Annotated in this window: 17 protein-coding genes; 5 read left to right on the top strand and 12 right to left on the bottom strand. The window is 44.7% G+C overall.

Annotation, left to right across the window (positions count from 1 at the left end):
- Nucleotides 1-72 precede the first annotated feature (72 nt).
- From pstC to pstB, 3 genes are all read left to right on the top strand, one after another.
- Nucleotides 73-975, top strand: a complete 903-nt coding sequence (gene pstC, locus FHS17_RS18085; protein WP_167279824.1) for a phosphate ABC transporter permease subunit PstC — start codon at nt 73-75, stop codon at nt 973-975.
- A complete protein-coding gene (gene pstA, locus FHS17_RS18080) occupies nt 972-1859 on the top strand; it encodes a phosphate ABC transporter permease PstA (protein WP_167279823.1) in 888 nt (295 codons plus the stop codon). The genes pstC and pstA overlap by 4 nt, the downstream gene beginning before the upstream one ends.
- Before the next feature lie 83 nt (nt 1860-1942).
- Nucleotides 1943-2701: a phosphate ABC transporter ATP-binding protein PstB gene (gene pstB, locus FHS17_RS18075; RefSeq protein WP_167279822.1), complete on the top strand. Its 759-nt coding sequence runs from the start codon at nt 1943-1945 to the stop codon at nt 2699-2701.
- 62 nt (nt 2702-2763) lie between these two features.
- Here the strand turns inward: pstB and FHS17_RS18070 are convergent, their stop codons facing one another.
- From FHS17_RS18070 to FHS17_RS18060, 3 genes are all read right to left on the bottom strand, one after another.
- Nucleotides 2764-4449, bottom strand: coding sequence for an ABC transporter substrate-binding protein (locus FHS17_RS18070; RefSeq protein ID WP_167279821.1), 1686 nt, complete (start codon nt 4447-4449; stop codon nt 2764-2766).
- A 69-nt stretch (nt 4450-4518) separates the two neighbouring features.
- On the bottom strand, nt 4519-5340 hold the full coding sequence (locus tag FHS17_RS18065) for a carbohydrate ABC transporter permease (RefSeq protein WP_208420464.1): 822 nt from the start codon (nt 5338-5340) through the stop codon (nt 4519-4521).
- 67 nt (nt 5341-5407) lie between these two features.
- Nucleotides 5408-6337 (bottom strand): ABC transporter permease, encoded by a 930-nt coding sequence (locus FHS17_RS18060; RefSeq protein ID WP_167279819.1) that lies wholly within the window; start codon nt 6335-6337, stop codon nt 5408-5410.
- Between the two features lie 302 nt (nt 6338-6639).
- On the opposite strand from FHS17_RS18060, the gene FHS17_RS18055 reads away from it, so the two are divergent.
- Nucleotides 6640-7503 (top strand): helix-turn-helix transcriptional regulator, encoded by an 864-nt coding sequence (locus tag FHS17_RS18055; RefSeq protein WP_167280068.1) that lies wholly within the window; start codon nt 6640-6642, stop codon nt 7501-7503.
- Nucleotides 7504-7764: 261 nt separating this feature from the next.
- Here the strand turns inward: FHS17_RS18055 and FHS17_RS18050 are convergent, their stop codons facing one another.
- The 7 genes from FHS17_RS18050 to FHS17_RS18020 form a co-directional block, all read right to left on the bottom strand.
- Nucleotides 7765-8943: an MFS transporter gene (locus FHS17_RS18050; RefSeq protein ID WP_167279818.1), complete on the bottom strand. Its 1179-nt coding sequence runs from the start codon at nt 8941-8943 to the stop codon at nt 7765-7767.
- Nucleotides 8944-9134: 191 nt separating this feature from the next.
- Entirely contained in the window at nt 9135-9494 is a 360-nt protein-coding gene (locus FHS17_RS18045) for a winged helix-turn-helix transcriptional regulator (RefSeq protein ID WP_167279817.1), read from the bottom strand.
- Nucleotides 9495-9515: 21 nt separating this feature from the next.
- Complete coding sequence (locus tag FHS17_RS18040) at nt 9516-9938, bottom strand: hypothetical protein (protein ID WP_167279816.1); 423 nt, start codon at nt 9936-9938, stop codon at nt 9516-9518.
- Nucleotides 9939-10102: 164 nt separating this feature from the next.
- Complete coding sequence (locus tag FHS17_RS18035; protein ID WP_167279815.1) at nt 10103-10978, bottom strand: carbohydrate ABC transporter permease; 876 nt, start codon at nt 10976-10978, stop codon at nt 10103-10105.
- Nucleotides 10979-11000: 22 nt separating this feature from the next.
- A complete protein-coding gene (locus FHS17_RS18030; RefSeq protein WP_167279814.1) occupies nt 11001-11954 on the bottom strand; it encodes an ABC transporter permease in 954 nt (317 codons plus the stop codon).
- Nucleotides 11955-12039: 85 nt separating this feature from the next.
- Nucleotides 12040-13599, bottom strand: coding sequence for an extracellular solute-binding protein (locus FHS17_RS18025; protein WP_167280067.1), 1560 nt, complete (start codon nt 13597-13599; stop codon nt 12040-12042).
- A gap of 189 nt (nt 13600-13788) precedes the next feature.
- A complete protein-coding gene (locus tag FHS17_RS18020) occupies nt 13789-15294 on the bottom strand; it encodes an extracellular solute-binding protein (protein WP_167279813.1) in 1506 nt (501 codons plus the stop codon).
- A gap of 116 nt (nt 15295-15410) precedes the next feature.
- Here FHS17_RS18020 and FHS17_RS18015 point away from each other — a divergent pair, with 116 nt between their 5' ends.
- Nucleotides 15411-17717, top strand: coding sequence for a helix-turn-helix domain-containing protein (locus FHS17_RS18015; protein WP_167279812.1), 2307 nt, complete (start codon nt 15411-15413; stop codon nt 17715-17717).
- Between the two features lie 320 nt (nt 17718-18037).
- On the opposite strand, the gene FHS17_RS18010 is transcribed toward FHS17_RS18015, so the two are convergent.
- A complete protein-coding gene (locus tag FHS17_RS18010) occupies nt 18038-19201 on the bottom strand; it encodes an FAD-dependent oxidoreductase (protein ID WP_167279811.1) in 1164 nt (387 codons plus the stop codon).
- A 123-nt stretch (nt 19202-19324) separates the two neighbouring features.
- On the bottom strand, nt 19325-21325 hold the full coding sequence (locus FHS17_RS18005; RefSeq protein WP_167279810.1) for a beta-galactosidase: 2001 nt from the start codon (nt 21323-21325) through the stop codon (nt 19325-19327).
- Nucleotides 21326-21339 lie beyond the last annotated feature (14 nt).

Genomic DNA, 21339 nt, shown 5'->3' with positions numbered 1-21339 from the left:
CAAAGTCAAGAGACGGGCGAGCTCGTCTCTTGACTTCATGCCTATATGTAAACTAAGTAAAGGGTGGTCACGATGAAGAAGTCTAATGATCGAGAAGTAGCCACGCCGCATCTTGCGGAAGAATGGGTTGGCAAAGTATATACATTCATCTGCATCTTGTTTCTTATCATCACCATTTTTTCGATGGTTTACTTCGTCGCTTCAAAAGGACTTAGCACCTTTATCGTAAACGGCGTAAGTGTAAAAGATTTGTTAACAGGATTAAAATGGAAACCAGACAGCGATACGCCATTGTTTGGTGCATTGCCATTTATTTTCGGATCGTTCAGCACATCCATTCTTGCAGCTATTATCGCTGCCCCGCTTGGTTTTTGTGCAGCAGTATTTATGGTTGAGCTTTCTCCAAAAATCGGCCGTACGTTTATGCAGCCCGTGATCGAACTGCTTGCCGGCATTCCATCCGTAGTATACGGATTTGTTGGTCTCAGTGTTATCGTTCCGTTGTTCCGCGATATTTTCCCCGGTCAAGGTGTCGGAATAGCAGCAGGCTCGCTTGTACTTGCCTTCATGATTTTACCTACCATTACGACAATAGCAACGGATGCGCTAGCCTCTCTGCCGTCGGGCCTGAAAGAAGGCTCTTACGCACTAGGTGCTACCCGTTGGCAAACTATATATCGCATCGTTCTGCCAACTACGCTTCCTGCGCAGATGACAGGTATCGTTCTAGGTATTGCAAGGGCATTTGGTGAAGCGCTGGCCGTACAGATGGTGATCGGCAATGCTCCGCATATCCCTCATTCCTTGTTCGAATCAACTTCTACCCTTACGAGTGCCATTACGCTCAGCATGGGCAATACGGCAATGGGTTCGGTTCAAAATAACGCATTATGGTCACTCGCATTAATTCTCATGATGATGACCTTTGTATTCGTCTTTATCATACGCTGGCTGGAAGGAAGGAAAAAGCTATGAGCGCCAAAACGGCAGATAAAATCGCAACCGGTGTTATTGTTTTCATAACTGGCCTGATCGCGCTCGCCTTAATTGGCTTGCTAGGCTACATTTTGTTCCGTGGGCTTGGTCATATTAGCTGGCATTTCCTTACCTCTCCACCGGAAACCATCCGTAAAGGCGGCGGTATTGGACCGCAGCTGTTCAACTCGTTGTTCCTGCTCGTCTTAACGATGGTTATTACGGTACCGCTTGGTATCGGTGCAGGTATCTATATGAGTGAATACGCTAAGGCTGGCAAAATTACTTCCGCTATTCGTCTCGTCGTTGAAGTATTGTCTTCCTTCCCCTCGATTATCGTTGGTTTGTTTGGCCTTCTTGTTATCGTTAATAAATTTAACCTTGGCTTCTCCTTACTCTCAGGTGCATTAGCTCTCACCATCTTCAATCTGCCTCTGATGGTCCGTATTACGGAGCAGGGTCTCCGCAGTGTTCCGGTTCAGCAGAAAGAAGCCAGCCTTGCGCTTGGTATTTCCAAATGGAAAACGATTCGTTCGGTACAATTGCCGATCGCATTGCCAATCGTGCTTTCCGGCTCGATTCTGGCAGCAGGCCGGATCTTCGGTGAAGCAGCAGCTCTTCTGTTCACCGCCGGCATGAGCAGCCCACGCCTTGATTTTTCCGACTGGAACCCATTGCACTCTGACTCACCACTTAATCCGATGCGTCCGGCTGAGACATTAGCTGTTCATATCTGGAAGGTCAACTCGGAAGGTCTAGCACCGGATGCAACACAAATTGCTGCAGGCGCTTCGGCTGTACTTATTATTACTGTACTACTCTTCAACTTAGGCGCTAGAGCGCTTGGACGTTATATGCACAATAAATTTACCGCATCCAAATAAGCTGATGCTTACGAAGCAAGAATCACCACAAATGGCCTAGACTTGGCATTTGGGTGGTAATTCTTTTTAGGAGGTCCAATAACATGGGAGAAATCGCCTTATCCGCTAAGAAATTAAATGTCTACTATGGTGAGAAGCATGCCGTACATGATGTCTCGCTTGATTTTGCAGAAAAGGAAGTCACTGCACTGATCGGACCTTCCGGCTGTGGAAAATCGACGTTCCTAAGAAGCTTGAACCGAATGAATGATCTCATTCCATCTTGCAAGGTTACTGGTGAAATCTTGATTGATGACCGCAATATTAACGGCACGGATACAGATGTCGTTGCGCTTCGCAAAAAAATCGGCATGGTATGGCAGCGTCCTAACCCATTTCACAAATCGATTTATGAGAATATCGCTTTTGGACCACGTTACCATGGCATAAAAAATAAAAAACAGCTCGATGAAATTGTTGAGCAATCACTTCGGAAAGCTGCGATCTGGGAAGAAACGAAGGACCGTCTTCACAAATCAGCGCTTGCCTTATCCGGCGGCCAGCAGCAGCGTCTATGTATTGCCCGCACAGTCGCGGTTAAACCAGATGTTATTCTGATGGATGAACCAGCTTCTGCCCTTGACCCAATCTCAACCTCGAAGATCGAGGAGCTGATCTCCGAGCTGAAACAAGACTACAGTATCGTTATCGTGACACATAACATGCATCAGGCAGCACGTGTATCGGAGAAGACAGCCTTCTTCTTAAATGGTCATGTGGTTGAATACGATAAAACGGAAACAATCTTCACTAATCCGACTCATCAAAGAACAAACGATTATATAACAGGTCGTTTCGGATAAGTAAAACAGGGACACTCCATTGTCATTTAAATGACTAATGAGGCGTCCCTGTTTTTCATTTATTAGTAACCGAGGATACTCTTCGTTTTTCCGAAGATTTCGTTAGCCATTTGCGAGTAACGGTCACTGCCGTTTGCTTGTGTTTGTTTTACATAGCTGTCGAAGTTATCCATCTTCTCTTGGCCTGTGATGAATTTAAGCGTCATCGTGCTTACATAGTCCATAAGCGGCTTCGAGATCAGGTTCAACTGTTCGCTTTCGTCTGCTGTTGCCATAATTGGCGGTGAAACAGGGCGAGCTTGACGGTTGTTCAGAATGCGGTTATTGAAGTCGATTTCGCCTTCTGTCATCTTCGACTGTCTCAGCTTTGTAGTACCGCCGTATGCGAATACGCCGCCGCCAAAGCCGTAGTCTGCGTTTAATTTCTTCGTTGCTGTAGGGTTCATACCGTTGTACGTGATATCTGAATTAAGCGTAATTTTACCGCTTGCGTCCTTCGTATAAGTCTCGCCTTCTACACCCCACAGGCTGAGTGTTTGACCTTCATCAGAGTACCAGAGCCAGTCGACAAAACGAAGCATCTCAATAAATTTCTCTTCGCCCAGATCCTTCAGTGCGTTCTTGCTGATCATAATGCCGTTCTCAAGACGGGAGTTTTCAACTTGCAGCTGGCCTTTAGGACCACCTGGAGGCGTGATCATCATAAGCTCTGCACCAGGATCTTCCATCTTTGTTTGGAAGTCAGTAAATACTTGGTAGTTGGCGTTGATCACATAGGTATCGCCTTTGTAGAATTTCGCTTTAGCTGCATCATCTTCTTGTGTGAACGATTCAGGGTCCATAAGACCTTCTGTTACCAGTTTATTAAAGTACGAAACATAATCCTTGAAGTCTTGTGTATTATCGGCAAATTCGAATTGTTTCGAATCTTGGTTGAAGCGCATGCCGTTTGCTTTACCCCAGCCAGCCGTTACGCCGTATTCTACAGCTGCAATATTCAAAGTCGATTCGCCTTTGGATTGATCAGAGAATACATATTTTTTGCCTGTGAATTCTTTAACTTTTTTCATTGCCGCGTAGAAATCTTCATAGGTCCAGCTCGTTTCTTTGGACAGATCTACGCCTGCTTTTTCGAAAATATCTTTGCGGATGACAAAAGAGTAACCGCCGCCTGGTGCTTCCCACATACCAGGAAGAACATAGTATTTACCGTCAGCTTGCATTTTTACCTTCAGGTCATTTTCCATGCCCCAAGTTTTTACAGCTTTTTGGTAGTTAGGCATGTATTGTACATAGTCGCTGATCGGAACGATTTGTCCGCCTGCAACAAATGCTGTTTCATCATAAGTTTTAGGGATGATGTATGGAGCATCGCCACTGTTTACTAGGAGCGATTTCTGGTTCTCATATTCCGTTCTTGCTACAACCGACAGGTCAAACGAAACGTTTGTTTTCTCTTTGATTGCGCTCCAGATTCTCCAGTCTTCTTTGTAAGGATAGCCTTCGTTATCACTGAACATCATGGAGTACTTAACCGGCTCATTGGCATGGAACATTACGTCTTCGCCAAATGTGTAATCCTCGGCAGGTTTATCCGATGCTGCAGGTGAAGCTGCACCATTACCCGCTGTTGGTGAAGCCTCGTTATTGCCAGACTTCCCATTGTTGTTCCCACTACATGCTGCCATTACGAACATGACCATGATGACCGATAATATCAATCCCATTGCTCTACTGAATCTTTTCATGCCGTGCCTCCCTTTTACTATTTATATATAACAGAAGTTGCTTGGTAGCAGTCTCCGTTAATATCGCTTTTACCCTTTCACTGCACCAATCATCATCCCTTGAACGAAGTACTTCTGTACAAATGGATAGATACAGATGATAGGCAATGAAGTTAATACCATCGCAGTTGATTTAACAGTAGCGGCAATCTGTGTCGTCTGTTCAGCGCTTGCTCCAAGCTCAGCCGGACTAATAGCCGTTTCAATAACTTGCCGTAAATAAAGGGCTACCGGCCATTTCTCTTTCGACTGCAGGTATAGGGAAGCATCAAACCAACTGTTCCAATATCCTACGATAGCAAACAAGATCATCGTTGCCAGAATCGGCTTGGATAAAGGAAGCGTAATGCGAAGGAAAATCCCGAATACATCAAGCCCATCAACCTTCGCCGATTCCTCCAGCTCGTTAGGCAGACTAGAGAAAAAGGTTTTCATCAATATAACGTTAAAGGCGCTAATTGCACCGGGAATAACAAGAGCCCAAATCGTGTTGCGCATATCCATTGTTTTGGCCACTAGAATGTAGTTCGGGATTAGGCCGCCGCCGAAATACATTGTGAATAGCACAAATGGGATGAAAAACTTATTTAGACGAAGTTTTTCTTTCGAGAGCGGATACGCCATTATAGCCGTTGCCGATACAGAAATAAGAGTACCAACTGCTGCATACAAGATCGTATTGCCGTAGTATCGGAAGAAATCCGGCTTACTCAAGATAACTTGATAAGTAAGTGTAGTGAAATCTACAGGATAGAACGATACCTTTCCCCCATAGACAGCAGCCTCGGAACTAAAGGACTGCGCAATAAGATAAACAAACGGATACAAGGTAAAGAGCACGACCAGCGTCATAATCAAGGCATTGATGCCATTAAATAATCGAGAACCTGAAGTTGCTTTCACGCTATAGCACTCCTTCCTACCACAAACTTGATTTCGTTGTTTTTTTCGAGATCGTATTTGCCATCGTTACCAGGATCAAGCCGATAACCCCTTCGAACAGGCCGACAGCTGTTGCATAGCTGAAGTTAGCATTCGTAATCCCCATCCGGTATACATAGGTAGATATAACGTCAGCCGTTTCATAGGTAAGCGGATTGTACAAGAGCAAGATTTTCTCAAAATTAGAGCCCATTATGCCACCGATATCCAAGACAAGAAGCGTCATAATGGTAGGCAGAATACCTGGAATCGTAACATGCCATGCCTGTCTGAACCGAGTGGCTCCGTCAATTCGAGCTGCTTCATACAGCTCGGTATTGACACCTGTCATCGCTGCAAGGTATAGAATTGTGCCCCATCCAAGACCTTGCCAAATACCGGAGGTCACATATATGCTAGGGAACCACTGCGGCAGAGAAATAAACGCAATCGGCTCGACTCCGAAATGGCCTAGCAGAGCGTTAATCGGACCAGATGCGGATAGTATTTCCTTTACCATACCTGCCAAAATAACCATCGAAATAAAATGCGGCAAATACGAAATGGTCTGAACGAACTTCTTCAGCTTAAGCCGCCGAATTTCATTAATCAGCAAGGCAAAAATTAAAGTTAGCGGAAAACGGATAATTAGATAGGAAATACTTAACACCAGATTGTTTGTGAAGGCCCGCCAGAAGGTAGGATCTTTCATAAACATTTTGAAATATTGCAATCCAACCCACTCAGAGCCCATGAAGTTAGGTCCGCCGCGATACTTACGGAAAGCGATTACATTTCCGATCATAGGCGCATATTTGAAGATGATGAAATAGATCAGAGGAATAATAAGGAATGAATACAGCTTCCATTCTTTTCTGACATGCCTCCAAAGAGGGGATGCGTCCAATGCCTTGTTCGTGCCTTCCATTTATCTCCACTCTCCTCTAGTCCATTTTGTCTACGCCGCCCTTAAATATAGCTATATTTAACTATTTAAGTTGCAGCGAATAACGGACTATACTATGAATACATGCCATTTTAATGTCATACTTCGACAAATGTATTCGCTTTCATTGGATTCATTATATCCCTATTTGATTTCTCCCTCTTCGTAAATATAGCTTTTCACTTCTCATATATTGCCTTTTTTGATAGACTTATTGCTTTTCGGTTCACAGGATGCCATTATCTGATAGGTAGCAATCTGACTAACGAGAGGAAGAATGATTGATGATCCCAGTCCTTAACGGTGCCAAAGAAACAGTCTCATACGGTGAACATTCCGGAATTCGAGTTTTCCTCAACAAGGAAGTCGAGAATTATCCCATTCATTGGCACACCGCCGTGGAAGTCATCATGCCGCTGGAAAACATCTACACGGTAATCGTTGATGAAACAAAGCATGTCCTCTATCCAAACGATATTCTAGTACTGCCACCAGGAGAGCTTCATGAGATTTTTGCACCGGATTCCGGAACTAGGCTGATCCTGCAATTTGACAGTTCGATGCTTTATGCGTTAAATGGCTTTGATTCCACCTTCCATTTGCTTCGTCCTTACCTGCTCATTACTGCTGAACAGAATAAGGTGCTTCATGGCCTGTTACGACCTATGCTTTTAGAGCTTGTGAACGAATATTACAGCCATACGATGTTGAAAGAGGCATCTGCCTACGCAAAGCTTATCTCCTTTTTTGTTACACTGGGACGTAACTTCATGCATGAGGAACGTCGTTTTCCACGTACAAAAAGTCATAAGCAGCATAAATACATCGATAAGTTTTTGCAGGTATGCAACTATATGAACGAGCATTGCACGGAAGATATTCACGTTGATGAGCTTGCCGAGTTGTCAGGCTTCAGCAAATATCACTTTACCCGTATGTTTAAGCAGTACATGGGATTATCCTATTACGACTATCTGATTCAGCACCGTATCATGCATGCCGAGAAGCTGCTTACTGATCCTAATCTGTCCATTATGGAAGTGGCTATGAGATCCGGCTTTGGCAGCCTGCCGACCTTTAATCGCGTGTTCAAAACGTATAAAAAATGTACGCCTTCGGAGTATAAGGCTTTGCACGGGAGAGGATAGTGAACGGTATAGGTGCAAGCTGCGCATTCGAATGAGGTCGACGGTATAGGTGCTAACTGCGCATTCGAATGTTCTTCCGATCGCCATTGCTCGGGGATTCCTTGGAACAATTCCAATAGGATTGGAATCCCCTCACAAAAGCGAACGTTACACTTCTCCAGAATCATTCAAATGCTCCGCTTGCTTAAACCGTCTTTTTTGAGAGGGGAATAAAGAAGTGGCCGTGCAGTTTAAACCTGCACGGCCATTTGTTTATAAACATTAGAGGCTGCTTCGCTTTAATTTGGGTAAGTTTTGCTCACTCTTTCTAATGGACACTGTCGCTGCGACCAAGGCGAGAACGAGTACAATGCCTGCTACTAATGGATTGTATAGGACTGTTTCGTTCCAATCTACAACCATTCCACCAACACCTGCGCCGGCAGCAATTCCTACCTGTGTGACTGAAATATTCAAGCTGATGATGAGATTCGAGGATTGAGGTGCTCTCTCGATGAAATAGGTTTGAGTAGCTGGACCTAATGTAAACATCGACATGATCCACAAGGATAGAAGTGTAAGGGCGAGCGGGAAGGAATCGACGGCTAATGGCAGAAGAAACAGCGCTAAAACATGGACCATGACTCCAATCAGAATTAATTTGGCACTGCCCCATTTGTCTACAGCCGAGCCACCAATCCGTGCACCAACTGCACCTGCAATACCAAACAGCAGCATCATCATGCCAATTTCAGTTGTACTTCTATGAAGAATTGAACTAAGGAATGAAGCGATATACGTAAACATAACGGAGTTGCCAGCTTCTCTAAATAGAACAAGCAGCAGTGCGAAGAAGATGACAGGATTAGCTAATACACTTAACTGCTGCTTGAAAGGAACCGGGGAGTCACCTTCAATCTGCGGCAGCAGAAGAGTGAGGCCAATCAGAATCACAATCCCTCCTGCTCCGAGGACCAGAAAGATCATCTGCCAGTTAAACATATTGGTTAAAGCAACTCCAAGCGGTACACCAAGAATCATAGCGCTGCTGAATCCGAGAATGATCGTCCCCATTGCACTGCCGATTTTTTCAACCGGCACGAGCTTTGCTGCTGCGCTGAAAGCTGCCACCATAAATACACCTGAGCTCACTCCAAGAATCATCCGTCCAGCCATTAATATAATAAAACTGGTGCTTACAATTGAAACCAAATTGCCTAATATAAAAACGGCGATTGCCATAAGCATTAGCTTTTTCCTCGGAAAGTTGGCTGTAAGTGTGATAATAATTGGCGTTCCAATAGCAAAAGCGAGCGAATAAGCCGTTATAAGCTGTCCAGCAAGGCTCACCGATATTTGCATTTGATCCGCTAATACATTTAAGATTCCAGCGATCACGAGCTCCGAGGTTGCCGTAAAGAATACCGCTATCATTAAGACATAAATGACCATTCGATTCATAACTGCACTTCCTTTCTTCCTCTTCATTTGCTTGCTATATTCGGATTATAACGAAGCAACTTACTTTTAGTAAGAACGCAATTTGTTTTGCTATAATCCATCTATTTGGAGTAACTAACCATTTGGTAAGTGACTGTAACACAAAAAACCGCAAGAGCACGAAGCTCTTGCGGTTTTAAGGAACCTTTTATTTAAGTACGACTAAGCCTTGGATGAGGTGAGTCGCCCCATTTTTGAACCCATTTCTCCATCTCTCTGAGTGCTGCTTGAAAATCTCTGCCCTTCTCCGTCAACGAGTATTCCACGGATACGGGTACCGTCGGGAACACTTGGCGGAAAACAAGTCCATTGTTCTCCAGATGACGAACCGTATTCGTTAACGATTGGGTCTTCACGACCGATATATTCCGTTGAAGCTGATTAAAGCGAAGTGGTCCATTCATCAACTCCTCAAGCACGAGGAAAGCCCATTTCGCCCCTAAAATCTGCAGAACTTCACAAATGCTTGAACCTGTATTTTCATTGCTGACTACCTCATTATTGCCTTCCATGTTGTAACCCTCCTACGATCATCAACTGCCAACTATATCAATTGGTATTTCTTTCCCATTCTTAATGACCTGTATGCTGTCAATCTTATGGTTCTTATTAAGCTTATAAATAGAAAATTTCTTCAATCGTTGGTCCTGAAGATCAGATGTGTCCTGTTCATTCATTATAATCGTAAAGACTTGACCGCGGATCTCCGCATGAATATCTTTCAGGAATTTCGCCGGCTCACCTTGCTGAATTGTTGCATAGTTCACGATAAAGTACTCATCTTCACCTACTCGAGAATATAAGAAGATCCCATTCCGGTCTTTGAACTGATCAACAAATGCCCTAACCTCTTTATTCAGATGGTTGAAGTGTACTTCCTCCAATGAGGATGAGGAACGATTGCATCCAGTAAGAACAACGATAACCAATAAAAGAATACAGCCTATCTTGTTCAAATGATCCCTCCATGTTCATGGGATTCGCCGCTACATGCTGACTTTACCACAATTAGCCAATTCTGCACACTACTACTGAACCCTACCTCGTACCTTATATATTTGCTTACGCACGAAAAACCTCACTATTAGTGAGGTTTTTCGCTTTCTATACTCAGGCTCAGTTACCCTTTAATCGAACCAAGCAGTGCGCCTTTGGCAAAATGCTTCTGCAAGAACGGATATACGGCCAGAATCGGAAGTGTAGCGACTACGATAACCGCCATCTTCACCGCCTGATCTGGTGGTGGCACGGCACCGTCTAGGCTGGAGCTGTAATCAAATCCGCTTGCGAGAACAACGATCTGACGCAGAAGCACCTGAATCGGCCACATTTTGCTGTCGTTCAAGTATAAAATCGCATTTAAGTACGTGTTCCAATAGGTTACAGCATAGAAAAGCGAAATGGTCGCAATAGCCGGCATTGACAGCGGAAGCACGATTCGGAACAGGATACCAAAATCGCTGCAGCCGTCAATCTTAGCCGATTCCTCCAGCCCTTCCGGGATGTTCTGGAAGAAATTGCGGAGAATGATCATGTTGAACGCACTAATCGTGAGCGGTAAGATAAGCGCCGCGTACGTATCGATTAAATGAAGCTCTTTTACAACAAGAAAGGTAGGTATAAGTCCCCCATTAAACAACATGGTGAATACGACCATAAACATCAAGCCCTTGCGGCCATCCAGATCTTTGCGGGACAAGCCGTATGCCATCATCGAAGTAACAAGCATACTGAAGGCTGTACCAATTAAGGTTATTCCGATCGATACCGCTATGGAGCGGAATATCGTATTCGTCGAGAAGACGAAGCGATAAGCTTCAAAGCTTATATCTGTCGGGAAAATAATAAATTTCTTGACCGCCATCTCCGCGCTTGTCGTTAAAGAGCCGGCTACGACATGGATGAACGGGAGAACGGTGGCTAGCGAAAAGATCGCGAGCAGCGTAAAATTCACGATGCCAAACAGCCGGCTTCCTAATGTGCGATCCTGTATCATGCTGATTCCTCCTGGTCATAGCTTAATAGATTCCTTCTGATCCGAATTTCTTGGAAAGCTTGTTCGCAGAAATGACCATGACAAGCCCAATAACGGATTTAAACAGTCCGATCGCTGTACTATAGCTGAACTTCCCTTGCTTTAATCCCGCCGTGTATACATACGTATCAATAATTTCCGCCACATCCCGGTTCATCGCATTAAGCAGCAAATAGACATGCTCGAAGCCAAGCTCCAATACATCGCCAATCTTCAGAATGAGCAGTACGATGATAACGCTGCGGATGGCTGGAAGCGTAATATGCCAGATTTGTTGGACTCGTCCCGCGCCGTCCATACGTGCTGCTTCATACAGCTGCGGGTCGATCGCTGCCATAGCCGCCAAATAGATAATGGTTCCCCAGCCAGCTTCCCGCCAGATGACCTGAAGAATATAAGTTGGACGGAACCATTCCGGGCTAAGCAGAAAATTGATTTTTTCCAATCCGAACTGTTCAAGGACCGCATTTACGATCCCTCCATCCATCGTCAGCATCACATAGCTGATCGACACGATAATGACCCATGACATAAAATGCGGTAAATAGATAAGGGTTTGGAACAATCGTTTGAATGAATTCATCCTTAGCTCATTCAGCATTAAAGCCAGCACAATCGGAATTGGAAAATAAAACAATAAATTAAAGCCAAACAAGATTAACGTGTTACTCAAAATGTTCAGAAAATCGGGTTCGGTAAATAAACGGTTAAAATGCTCAAAGCCTACCCATTCACTTCCCTTTATCCCCTTGAACGGTTTAAAGTCCTGAAACGCAATAATCAAACCGAACATTGGCGCATACTTGAAAATCAAAAAATAGAGGAGTCCTGGCAGCACCATGACATACAGCCATATATTGCGGCGAAGACGCCTCGTGATCCCGCTTCCTGTTCTAGGCGCCTGCACTTGCTCCGGGTGAACGATCACTTCCCGCATCCTGCTTCTTCCTCTCTTCATGTGTAGATCGAAGAGGCGGTTGACGGATCAGCCAGCCTCTTCGGCTTTCCCTGCTTGGAATGAATTATTTTTTGTACACCGCATTAAACTCTTCAATAATTTTGTCGCCGCCGCGTTTTTTCCACTCTTCGACCGCTTTATCAAAGCCGACTTTATCGATTTCACCGTAAATATACTTGTAAGTCGCATCAGTAATGAGAGTTTGCAGCTCTACCCCTTTTTCTGTATATGTCGGGGAATCAAGTGCTGCTGTAGGATCCATGATGGCAATTTTCTCATTCTCTTTCGTAAATGCTTCTGCGTTAATACGTCCTGGCAATGTATAGAACCCTTCATACATGCCATTCGTCTCTGCTTCACCTATCAGACTATCTTTGAACCCTTTAACCTCACGTTCAATCAGATCGCCATCCTCTGTCACCTTTGCCTTGCCTTCTTCAACGGTATAATGCGTTCCTTCAATTCCCCAGAACATGGTGTTAGCGACTTCAGGCGTCATTAATTTGTCATAGAATGCCAGTACTTTCTTTAATGCCTCTTCATCTTTAATTGCTGATTTCGGGAACAAGACAACGTTGTTGTAGCCTGGAATCGCCCAAGTAGCTTGCTCTCCGTTTGGCCCTTTAATAAGAGCTAATGTATCCACAACTGCTGTTGGTACGTTTTTGATCAGGTCTTTATTCAAAGAATCGATATCCGACATGGAGCCGATGTAAAGGCCAGCCTTGCCGCTTGTAAACAAGCTGATTTGATCGGTTTTGGATGTTGCTGCAAAATCTTTGTTCATAGCGCCAGCATCACGGATTTGCTTCATCGCGTCCATAGCTGCTGTATATTGTGGGAAGGTGAAGTCTGGCTCCAGCTTTCCATCCTTTTCGCCCCAGTTATTTGGCGTAGCATACCAGGAGGCAATCGTCTTAAATGCACCATAGACCAAGTCATTCCGGTCGGCGAGTCCAATCGTATTTGCTTTTTTGTCCCCATCCGGATCCTGTTCGGTAAAAGCTTTGGCCATCGCGATCACTTCATCTACCGTCTCAGGCGTCTTCAGTCCAAGAGAGTCCGCCCAGTCCTTACGGTAAATAATGCCTTGGCGGGCAAGTGGTCTGCCGATATACAGCGAATACAGCTTGCCATCTACCTTCGTATTGTTCAAGATGAGAGGCTTCAGCTTGTTTAGATTCGGGAATTCGCTTAACAGAGGTCCGATCTCCCAGAACTGACCATCACGAATCGCACCTTTCATTTGAACGAAGGTCGCTTGGTTTTTCAAATACGTAACTTGCGGAAGACCACCGGTAGCCAAGGTCGTGTTCAGTTTATCTTCATAGGTGTCCGCCGGGAAAAATTGATACGTCAGCTTCGTATTCGTCAGTTTCTCGATCTCATTTTTAATCGTGTCAGGTGGTGTCTGTGCAACGTTAAGCGGGAGCATAATCGTAATCTCTGTTGGCTCCTCCGCTGCTGGTTCCGATGCCTCCGGTGACGCTTCCGTACTTGTGGTTGGTGTTGCTTGATTGCCTCCGTTATTCGCTGGACTGTTATTATTACTGCTGCATGCAGTAAGAACCATGCTGAGGCTCATTACCGTACCTAATAGAAAAGCAAACCCCTTTTTGTTCATGCTCATTGGCCTCCACCTCGATATTGGATGTGCTGCAGATCAACCATACCTCCGACCCATTCATTACGGATACAATCATTCGTACACTTTAACCGCTCATCTGGGCTGATCTGAAGAAATGATTATGATCCTCTCGAATGACAACAAAAGAAATCCGCCTCGCAAACACGAGGCGGATTTCTTACCCTTCTATTCAAAATAGGATTTCGTATATTCCTCAATAATCTGCTCGCCGCCGCTGCGCCGCCATTTCTCGATCTCTTGATTAAATCCTGCTTCATCCATTTGACCAAGAATATATTGATAGGTAGCATCGCTGATAATCTGGTTCAAATCCTCACTATGCTCATCAAAAGCAACGGATTCGAGGTTCACAGTTGGATCTTTAACGATAAACTTCTCGTTATCGACGCTCAGCTTCTCAGCTAACGCCAGCAGCGGATCCTCCTGTGCGACCTGCATCAGATTGGGATTGCTCAAATCGGCAATCATCAGAGAATACAACGGACTAACTTCGTCAATACGAAGCTGTTCATTCTTTACGGGAAGCTGCACTTCTTTGCCTGCCAGTGTATAGTGCCTTCCTTCTATTCCATATTTCATCAAGTTTGCGGCATCTGCTTCCATCGTTCGGTCAAAAAAATTAAGAACCTGCTTCAGCTCATTCTCCGTCTTAATCGCGCTCTTCGAGAACAGGAACAGCCCATTGAAATTCGGAATTGACCATACCTTGTAGCCTTCAGGTCCTTCAATCCGGTTTACGACTGTAAAGCGCGCCTCAGGATTAAACTGCTTTGCTTCATTCGATAGCCGCTGTACATCCGTCATACTGCCGATATAAACACCAGCTTTTCCACTGATGAGCATATTTCGCTGGATATCCTTACTGGTCACGACAAAATCCTGGTTAATGAGCTTCTCATCATACAGCTTCTTCATAAAGTTCATCGTATCTCTATACTGCGTTGTCTCGAACTCAGGAATAATTTGATGATCTTGAGCAATCCAGTTATTAGGGGTGCCAAAATAGGAACTAAGTGTCTTAAAGGCCCCAAATACAAGATCATTCCGGTCCGTTAACCCAAAAGTATCATCTTTTCCGTTCTGGTCCGGATCTTTGACTGTAAACTGCTTTAATACGTTATAGAGCTGGTCAACTGTTTTTGGAGCTTCAAGCTGGAGATTTTCCAGCCAATCCTCCCTTAGAATAACACCTTGCCGAGAAGATGGACGTTCCGTATACAAGCCGTATATTTTACCGTCAACAGCTGTTTGGCTTAAGATGTTATCATTTAACCGCCTCAAATTAGGGTATTCATCCAAGTATGGCCCAACCTCCCAGAACATGCCGGAGCGGATCGCGCTCTTTAGAAATATGTAATCCGTATATTTGACGAACGTCGCTTTCTTGAGTGAATTCATCGTTAATGCCGCATTCATTTTATCCGTATAAATTTCGTCGGGAACCCAGTCGATCATGAGCGTGGTACCCGTCATTTCTTCAAGCTGCTGAACAAGCGAAGAATCTGGACCCTGCGGAAAATGAAGCGGAGCCATTATCGTGATGACAGGCCGTGATTGACTCTTCTCGAATACTTCTGATCCGGTCTGATTGCTGCATGAACTAAGGAAAATCGCTGCCATCACAATTCCGCAGATTCGCTTCTTTCTGCTGATTACATCCTTTAGAAACATCGAAATCCCCCCTGAATCTGCAATAATGATTACTCTAGGCTCTAATGATTATTGTCCAATCGATGGTAAATGACCTACAATATAGACATATAAAGAGGATAAGGTGTTGGTAATTGATGCGCTCTTTTAGTTTCCTAACCAAAATGACCGTCTTCGGTTTCTTGTTAAGCACATTGCCCGTATTATTCATCGGCATCTTTTCATACGTCACTTCATCAAACGAAATCCAAAAAGATGTAAATAAAGGAAAATACCAACTACTTGTTCAAATTAATGCCAATGTAGATCAAATCCTAACAACTGTCAACCATACTTTAAATCAGGTCATCAACTCCAACGTCTTAAAAAAAGCGATGAACAGCCCTTTAAATGTAAGCGATTTCACACTTTATGACAACTTGCGTGATGAGCTTCTACATATGCAATCCTTTGATACGAAGCTGGAGGACGTCGTGCTAATCAACAGCCGCCATAACTGGATGATCAAAAATTCCGGTCTATATCGGTTTGATCAATACGCTTACCATGAACAGCTAACAAGCCTTATTCAATCCAACGAGGATACAGCTTGGTCTATGAATCCATCCGTCTGGTTCTATAGCGAAGAAAGCGCAGACAGCGCCAAGTGTGAATATAACATTAGCCTGATCAAAAAACTGCCAGTCACGGAACGTAATCCGTACGGGCTCATCATGGCTAACATACCTTCCTGCAGCCTGCAGACCTTACTGCAATACGATCCCGAGCAATCGGATACAACAATGGTTTTGGACGACAAGCATCATATCCTGCTTCACCCCGACCATTCTGTGATTGGTCAATCCATATCAGTTACCGGATTTACTGATACAGAGAAACTAAACGAGCAATCCGGGCAATTCATGTCACTCATTAACGATCAGAAGTACTCGGTCACTTATTATAAATCACCAACCAACGGTTGGATCTATCTGTCCTTCACCTCTATTGCCAGCTTGACGAAAGAATCGCAAAAGATTGGCATTTACACGCTTGTTGTCTGCTTATTTATGCTTCTTGTTACGATGCTGCTTGCATGGATTGGTTCAAGGCGGATGTATTCCCCTATTCAAATGCTGCTGAAGCAGATGGACGTTCGAACCCCAGAGATTCGTCAGAACCGTAAGAATGAATTCCAAGCAATAGGCGAGCAAATTCAACAGCTCTTTCAATCTAAAACCCAGCTCGAGAGTGAGCTGCAGCAGCATCTTAAGCAGGTTCGTACGTTATTCCTAGCCAAGGCGTTCCAAGGTCAGGTTAAAAACAACGATCTTACTGAACAGCTGGAGAGGTTTGGTTACAGTACGCAGCTTCAGGCGTGGGAATCGCTGGCTGTTGTCACTTTCCAGATCGATTCACTGGATGGGACCCGCTATGAGAAACGCGATACAGAACTGCTGTTATTCGCCATTCATAATATGATTGAAGAACTTATTCCTGCAAACAACAGGCTTGGCTCAGTTACGATTGATCATACCGTAGCGACTTTATTTGGCAGTGCAACGGTAGAGATAAACGACTTCAAGACCGCCTTATTTGAATTAACCGAGCATTTGCAGCAGCAAATACAAACACTGCTTGAGCTGAAAGTCAGCATCGGGATCAGCTTGCCTTTCGATTCAATAGCGCATATCTCACTCGCCTATCAAGAAGGCTTGGACGCACTGAAGCATCGTCTCAAATTAGGGGAAGGCATCGTCATTCAGTACGAGAACGTCAACCAAGGCAAGCATTATTTGAATATCAGCTATCCGAGCCATCTGGAGAACGAGCTGATTGATGCAATCAAATTAGCAGATAAGGATAAATCGAAGGAGCTGCTCCGTTCCTTCCTTGGACCCGTCTTCTCGGATCAGATGTCGCCGCAGGAATATCATCTTCCGCTAGTTCGATTATTGAATAGTTTATTGATTGTGAAACAAGAATCAGGGATTAGCCTTAATCAGATTCATCCCGGCAAAAGCTCTTTATTTGAGGATCTTCTTCATTTGAATACGGTGCCGGAAATCGAGGAGTGGTTCTGGACGAGAGTGATTCATCCGATGATACAAATCTTCCGGGATCGGCAGGATGCTCAATACCACAATATATCGGAGAAAATTATCGATCTGATTCATCATCATTACGATACTGATCTTTCGCTTGAGGAATGTGCGTCGAGGCTTAATTATAATGCCAACTACTTAAGCAGTGTTTTCCGTAAAGAAACAAACAGCTCGTTCAGCGAATATCTGGCGACTTACCGGTTCAGCATGGCCAAGAAATGGCTGCGAGAGACGGATATTTCGATCAAAGACATTGCCGCACGTCTTTGCTACAATAATCCGCAAAACTTCATTCGTTCGTTCCGCAAGCTGGAGGGGATTACTCCGGGGCAGTACCGAGAAAAACATATTTCTTCGTAACGAAACATATTTAGTTGGGTTATACAGCAACTGCGCATTCGAATGTTCTTCCGATCGCCATTGCTAGGGGATTCCCTTGAATCAGTAAATAAGGTAGGAATCCCCTAGCAAAAGCGAACGCTAGCGCTTCTACAGAATCATTCGAATTGCTCCGTTTGCAGATAAACCTATAAACAAATAGATTCAAAAGAAGATTTCCCACAAAAAATCATCTCACTCGTACTGTAAACGATGTTATCGCTTAAATAGGAATCACTCACCATGACTAAAGCAAAAGCGGCCGTGTAGGATTAGTCCCCGCGACCGTTTTTATAATACCTTCATTGCTCAGCAAACTGAGCATGCAGATCATCAAACAGACCCTTAAGATTAGCTGCGGCGTTATCCGAGAACATCAGCTTCAAGTTGTCATCTGATCCCTGAGCGGATTGTGAAGAGTAATCATACATTTTCGCTTCATAAGTTTGGATAGCTTGCTCCATATCTTCGTGCTCAACTATGGCAAGTGCCAAAGTCGCTGCATCAAACATAGCAAGATTCACGCCTTCCCCTGCGAATGGAGACATCAGATGGGCAGCATCTCCAATCAGTGTGACCCCTGGTTTCCGTTCCCACCGCAAACCAAGCGGCAGCATATAGATCCGTCTAGGCAGAACCGTATCATCGGCATACCGAATATAATTTTTGAGCATGTCGTCCCAATCTTCGAAATGCGTTAATAGCTGATTCTTTGCTTCTACAGGCTGTTCGAACGGAATACCGCAAGTATCGATCCATTCCTGCTCAGCCGTAAAGGTTAAGTACACTTTGATTTTGCCGTCCCCGTTTAACTGAGCCAATATCCCCTTACGATCGTCCAGTGCAAAGACTTTACCTCTCGCGTTAAAGGCAGCAAGATCCGGATGTGCATTTGTATCCACATGGAGCTCTACCATAGTAAGCCCGGTATAGGTTGCCTTGGCATCCGTTAGTAGTGGTCGAATACGAGAGAAAGCACCATCCGCCCCAATAACAAGATTGGCAATCTCTTTTTCACCATTGTCAAAATGAAGCTCATGCCTGCCGTCAGTCAGCGGAATCGCTTCTGTCAGCTTGTAGCCGTAACGGATCGTTTCCGGATTCAGATCCTTCAGCAGCAGATCACAAAGATCGCCGCGGTCAATCTCTGGGCGGCCGCTTCCTCCGTCCTCCTCTGCCACTTCATCCATATACACCTTGCCAGACTTATCAAACAACCGGAAATCCTCACCTTCATAACGGGCAATGGCCTGAAATTGTTCAAGAAGCCCCGCTTCCTTCAATGCGAACTGTCCGGAATCCTCATGAATATCGAGTGAACCACCACGCTCAGCATTGCCCTCCACACCGCCACGCTCATAAATCGTTGCTGCAATGCCATGCTTCTGCAAAATTAAAGCGAGTGTAAGTCCACCAGGTCCTCCACCGATAATGGCGATTCTTTTCTGTGAGTTAATTGTTGTCATAATAATCAGCTCCTATATTAGTTTGTCGTTGCTATAGAGCTATAATAACCTGCCTACTTAAACCGAATTTAAACGGAAAGTAAGAAACCACACTTCATGATGAAGTGTGGTTTCTATTAGGAACTAAAAGCCTGTTTTAGGTATCTCGACTGGTGCTACGTCATAGGGCTGGTTTGATCCTGTACGTACATCATACATCCGATCATGAGCTAGCTTAACTCCTTTTATAAAAGGGGCATAAGGCCGGTTGCATACATCTACTACACCTATCTGATAATTCTCTCCATCAAACCGCCCAAGTACAGGCTGATCATTCCATTGAAAATAATGAACACCAATCAACTCCGGAATAGCTGCTGCCTGTTCCACAAAATATCGGTAAGCATGTCCACGCTCCTCTTGCGTTGCTACTGCTCGGATCCCATAAGCCAGCATACCGCTGTCTGCTGCGCCAAAGTGAAATTCGCCAATCATCACTGGCCTGTTCAGTTTACTGCTTATCTGGATAATTTGGTCCCTGTCAGGAGAAAACTGATAACAGTTAAGGGAGAAGACGTCAAACCATTCGCAGCCTTCGAGCACTTCATCGCTGCCTACCCAGGCATATCGCATGCCTAAGTTAAGATGGTTAGGATCTATTTGCTTGCACAGCCCTGCAGGTATCTCTACATAACGGCGAATCAGCAAACGGTTAAACGAGGCATAATCCGCATTACGCGCAGGTTGAGAATCAACTATGCTATTCTCAGATTGAAACAGCTGCTCAAAGCTGCTGTATGCACTTCCCCAAGCTGCATTTAATTTCTCCACATCCATATACTTATCTCGCAGCCACTGGGCAAATCGTTCCTTGCTGGCAAATCGCACTGGCGATTTCAACATTTGCTCAGTCAGGTTAAGACCATCTACGAACGCCCAATGTGGTTCATTGCGCAGAAAATAACCAATCATACGGCGATCATCCAGCAAGGGAAGCAGCTGTTCAGCGAATCGTTTTGCATTCTGCTCATATTCTGCACTAAATACATCTGGAAAATCCCGAAAGATTGTCTGTTCTGTTTGCGGAAAATCCGACATCGGAAATACATAAGGAAGCTGGGTGCTCCGGATAAAAGAGGGGTCAGACCAATTGCCAATCGTGTTGAAGCCCCAATGTCTCAACCGGTAATCGGTTAACGTTGTCCAAGCTGGACGCCACTCTTCACCAAATGCCCTAATAAGATTGGCAATTTGAAAGCTGAACTCCTTCCCATCCTTCGACCATGCATCCCGATAGGTTCCTTCCTTATCTGGCAGCGATGGCAGCAGATGTTCCATGCCGGTTACTCGCATAGAGGAGGACGGGCCAACGCAGTCCATCCCTGTACTAAACAATGCAAAACCATCAGGATCAACAAACCACCAGTTGCTCCCATCATTTTCTGTACGGAAATAACCTGTTGCTTCAAACTGAAGCCCTCTCCAGCCTCCATAACGGCTAATTCTGTTGTCTAACTTATCTGCTTCACCATCAACCACTTGCTTTCGCTCTGCCTGCAAATCATCCATAAGCTCTTTTGAATGTTTCGTTTTACCCTGCCAATCCCTGTTTCTTAATTGGCCCAGCTCATCGATATAAGGATCAGCCTTATAATCTGGTATCGGTTCCATCTTGCTTAAGCATATACTTCGGATTTCCACACTTCTGTCTGTTGTTGATGGAATTGTAGAAATTGAGAATCCACTAATCCTTTCCCGGTCAATCTGCGCATCCCCTCGCAGTACCGTTTGCATGACGCCTGGAAAACGTGGAAGAAACAGCTTCTCTCCATTAAGATGGACAAGCGGCATGCAGATCACTGTGCTTACACCTGGAAGAGTACCTACATGATAAGTAATGGAACGATTGTCTTGATCGTAAAAGCTGAACAACAACACCAGCACATCATGGCATTCGTGATACACTTCCAGATTTACAAAATGATAATTAACCCATGCTTCAGCAGCAAGATGTCCGGGTGTCAGCGTCATACCACCACCAATTGGCGGTGTTGTCATCCGACAGCCTCCTGTAGGATTAGCATCAAGCTGCGTTTGTTCATCAGCTTGGAACCATCCAGCAGGCACTGATAGTGAATCCTTCATCGCTATGCCTCTTT

It is taken from the genome of Paenibacillus lupini (genome assembly GCF_011761355.1).
Lineage (GTDB): Bacteria > Bacillota > Bacilli > Paenibacillales > Paenibacillaceae > Pristimantibacillus > Pristimantibacillus lupini.
This window is presented reverse-complemented; position numbering and strand designations above follow the sequence as displayed.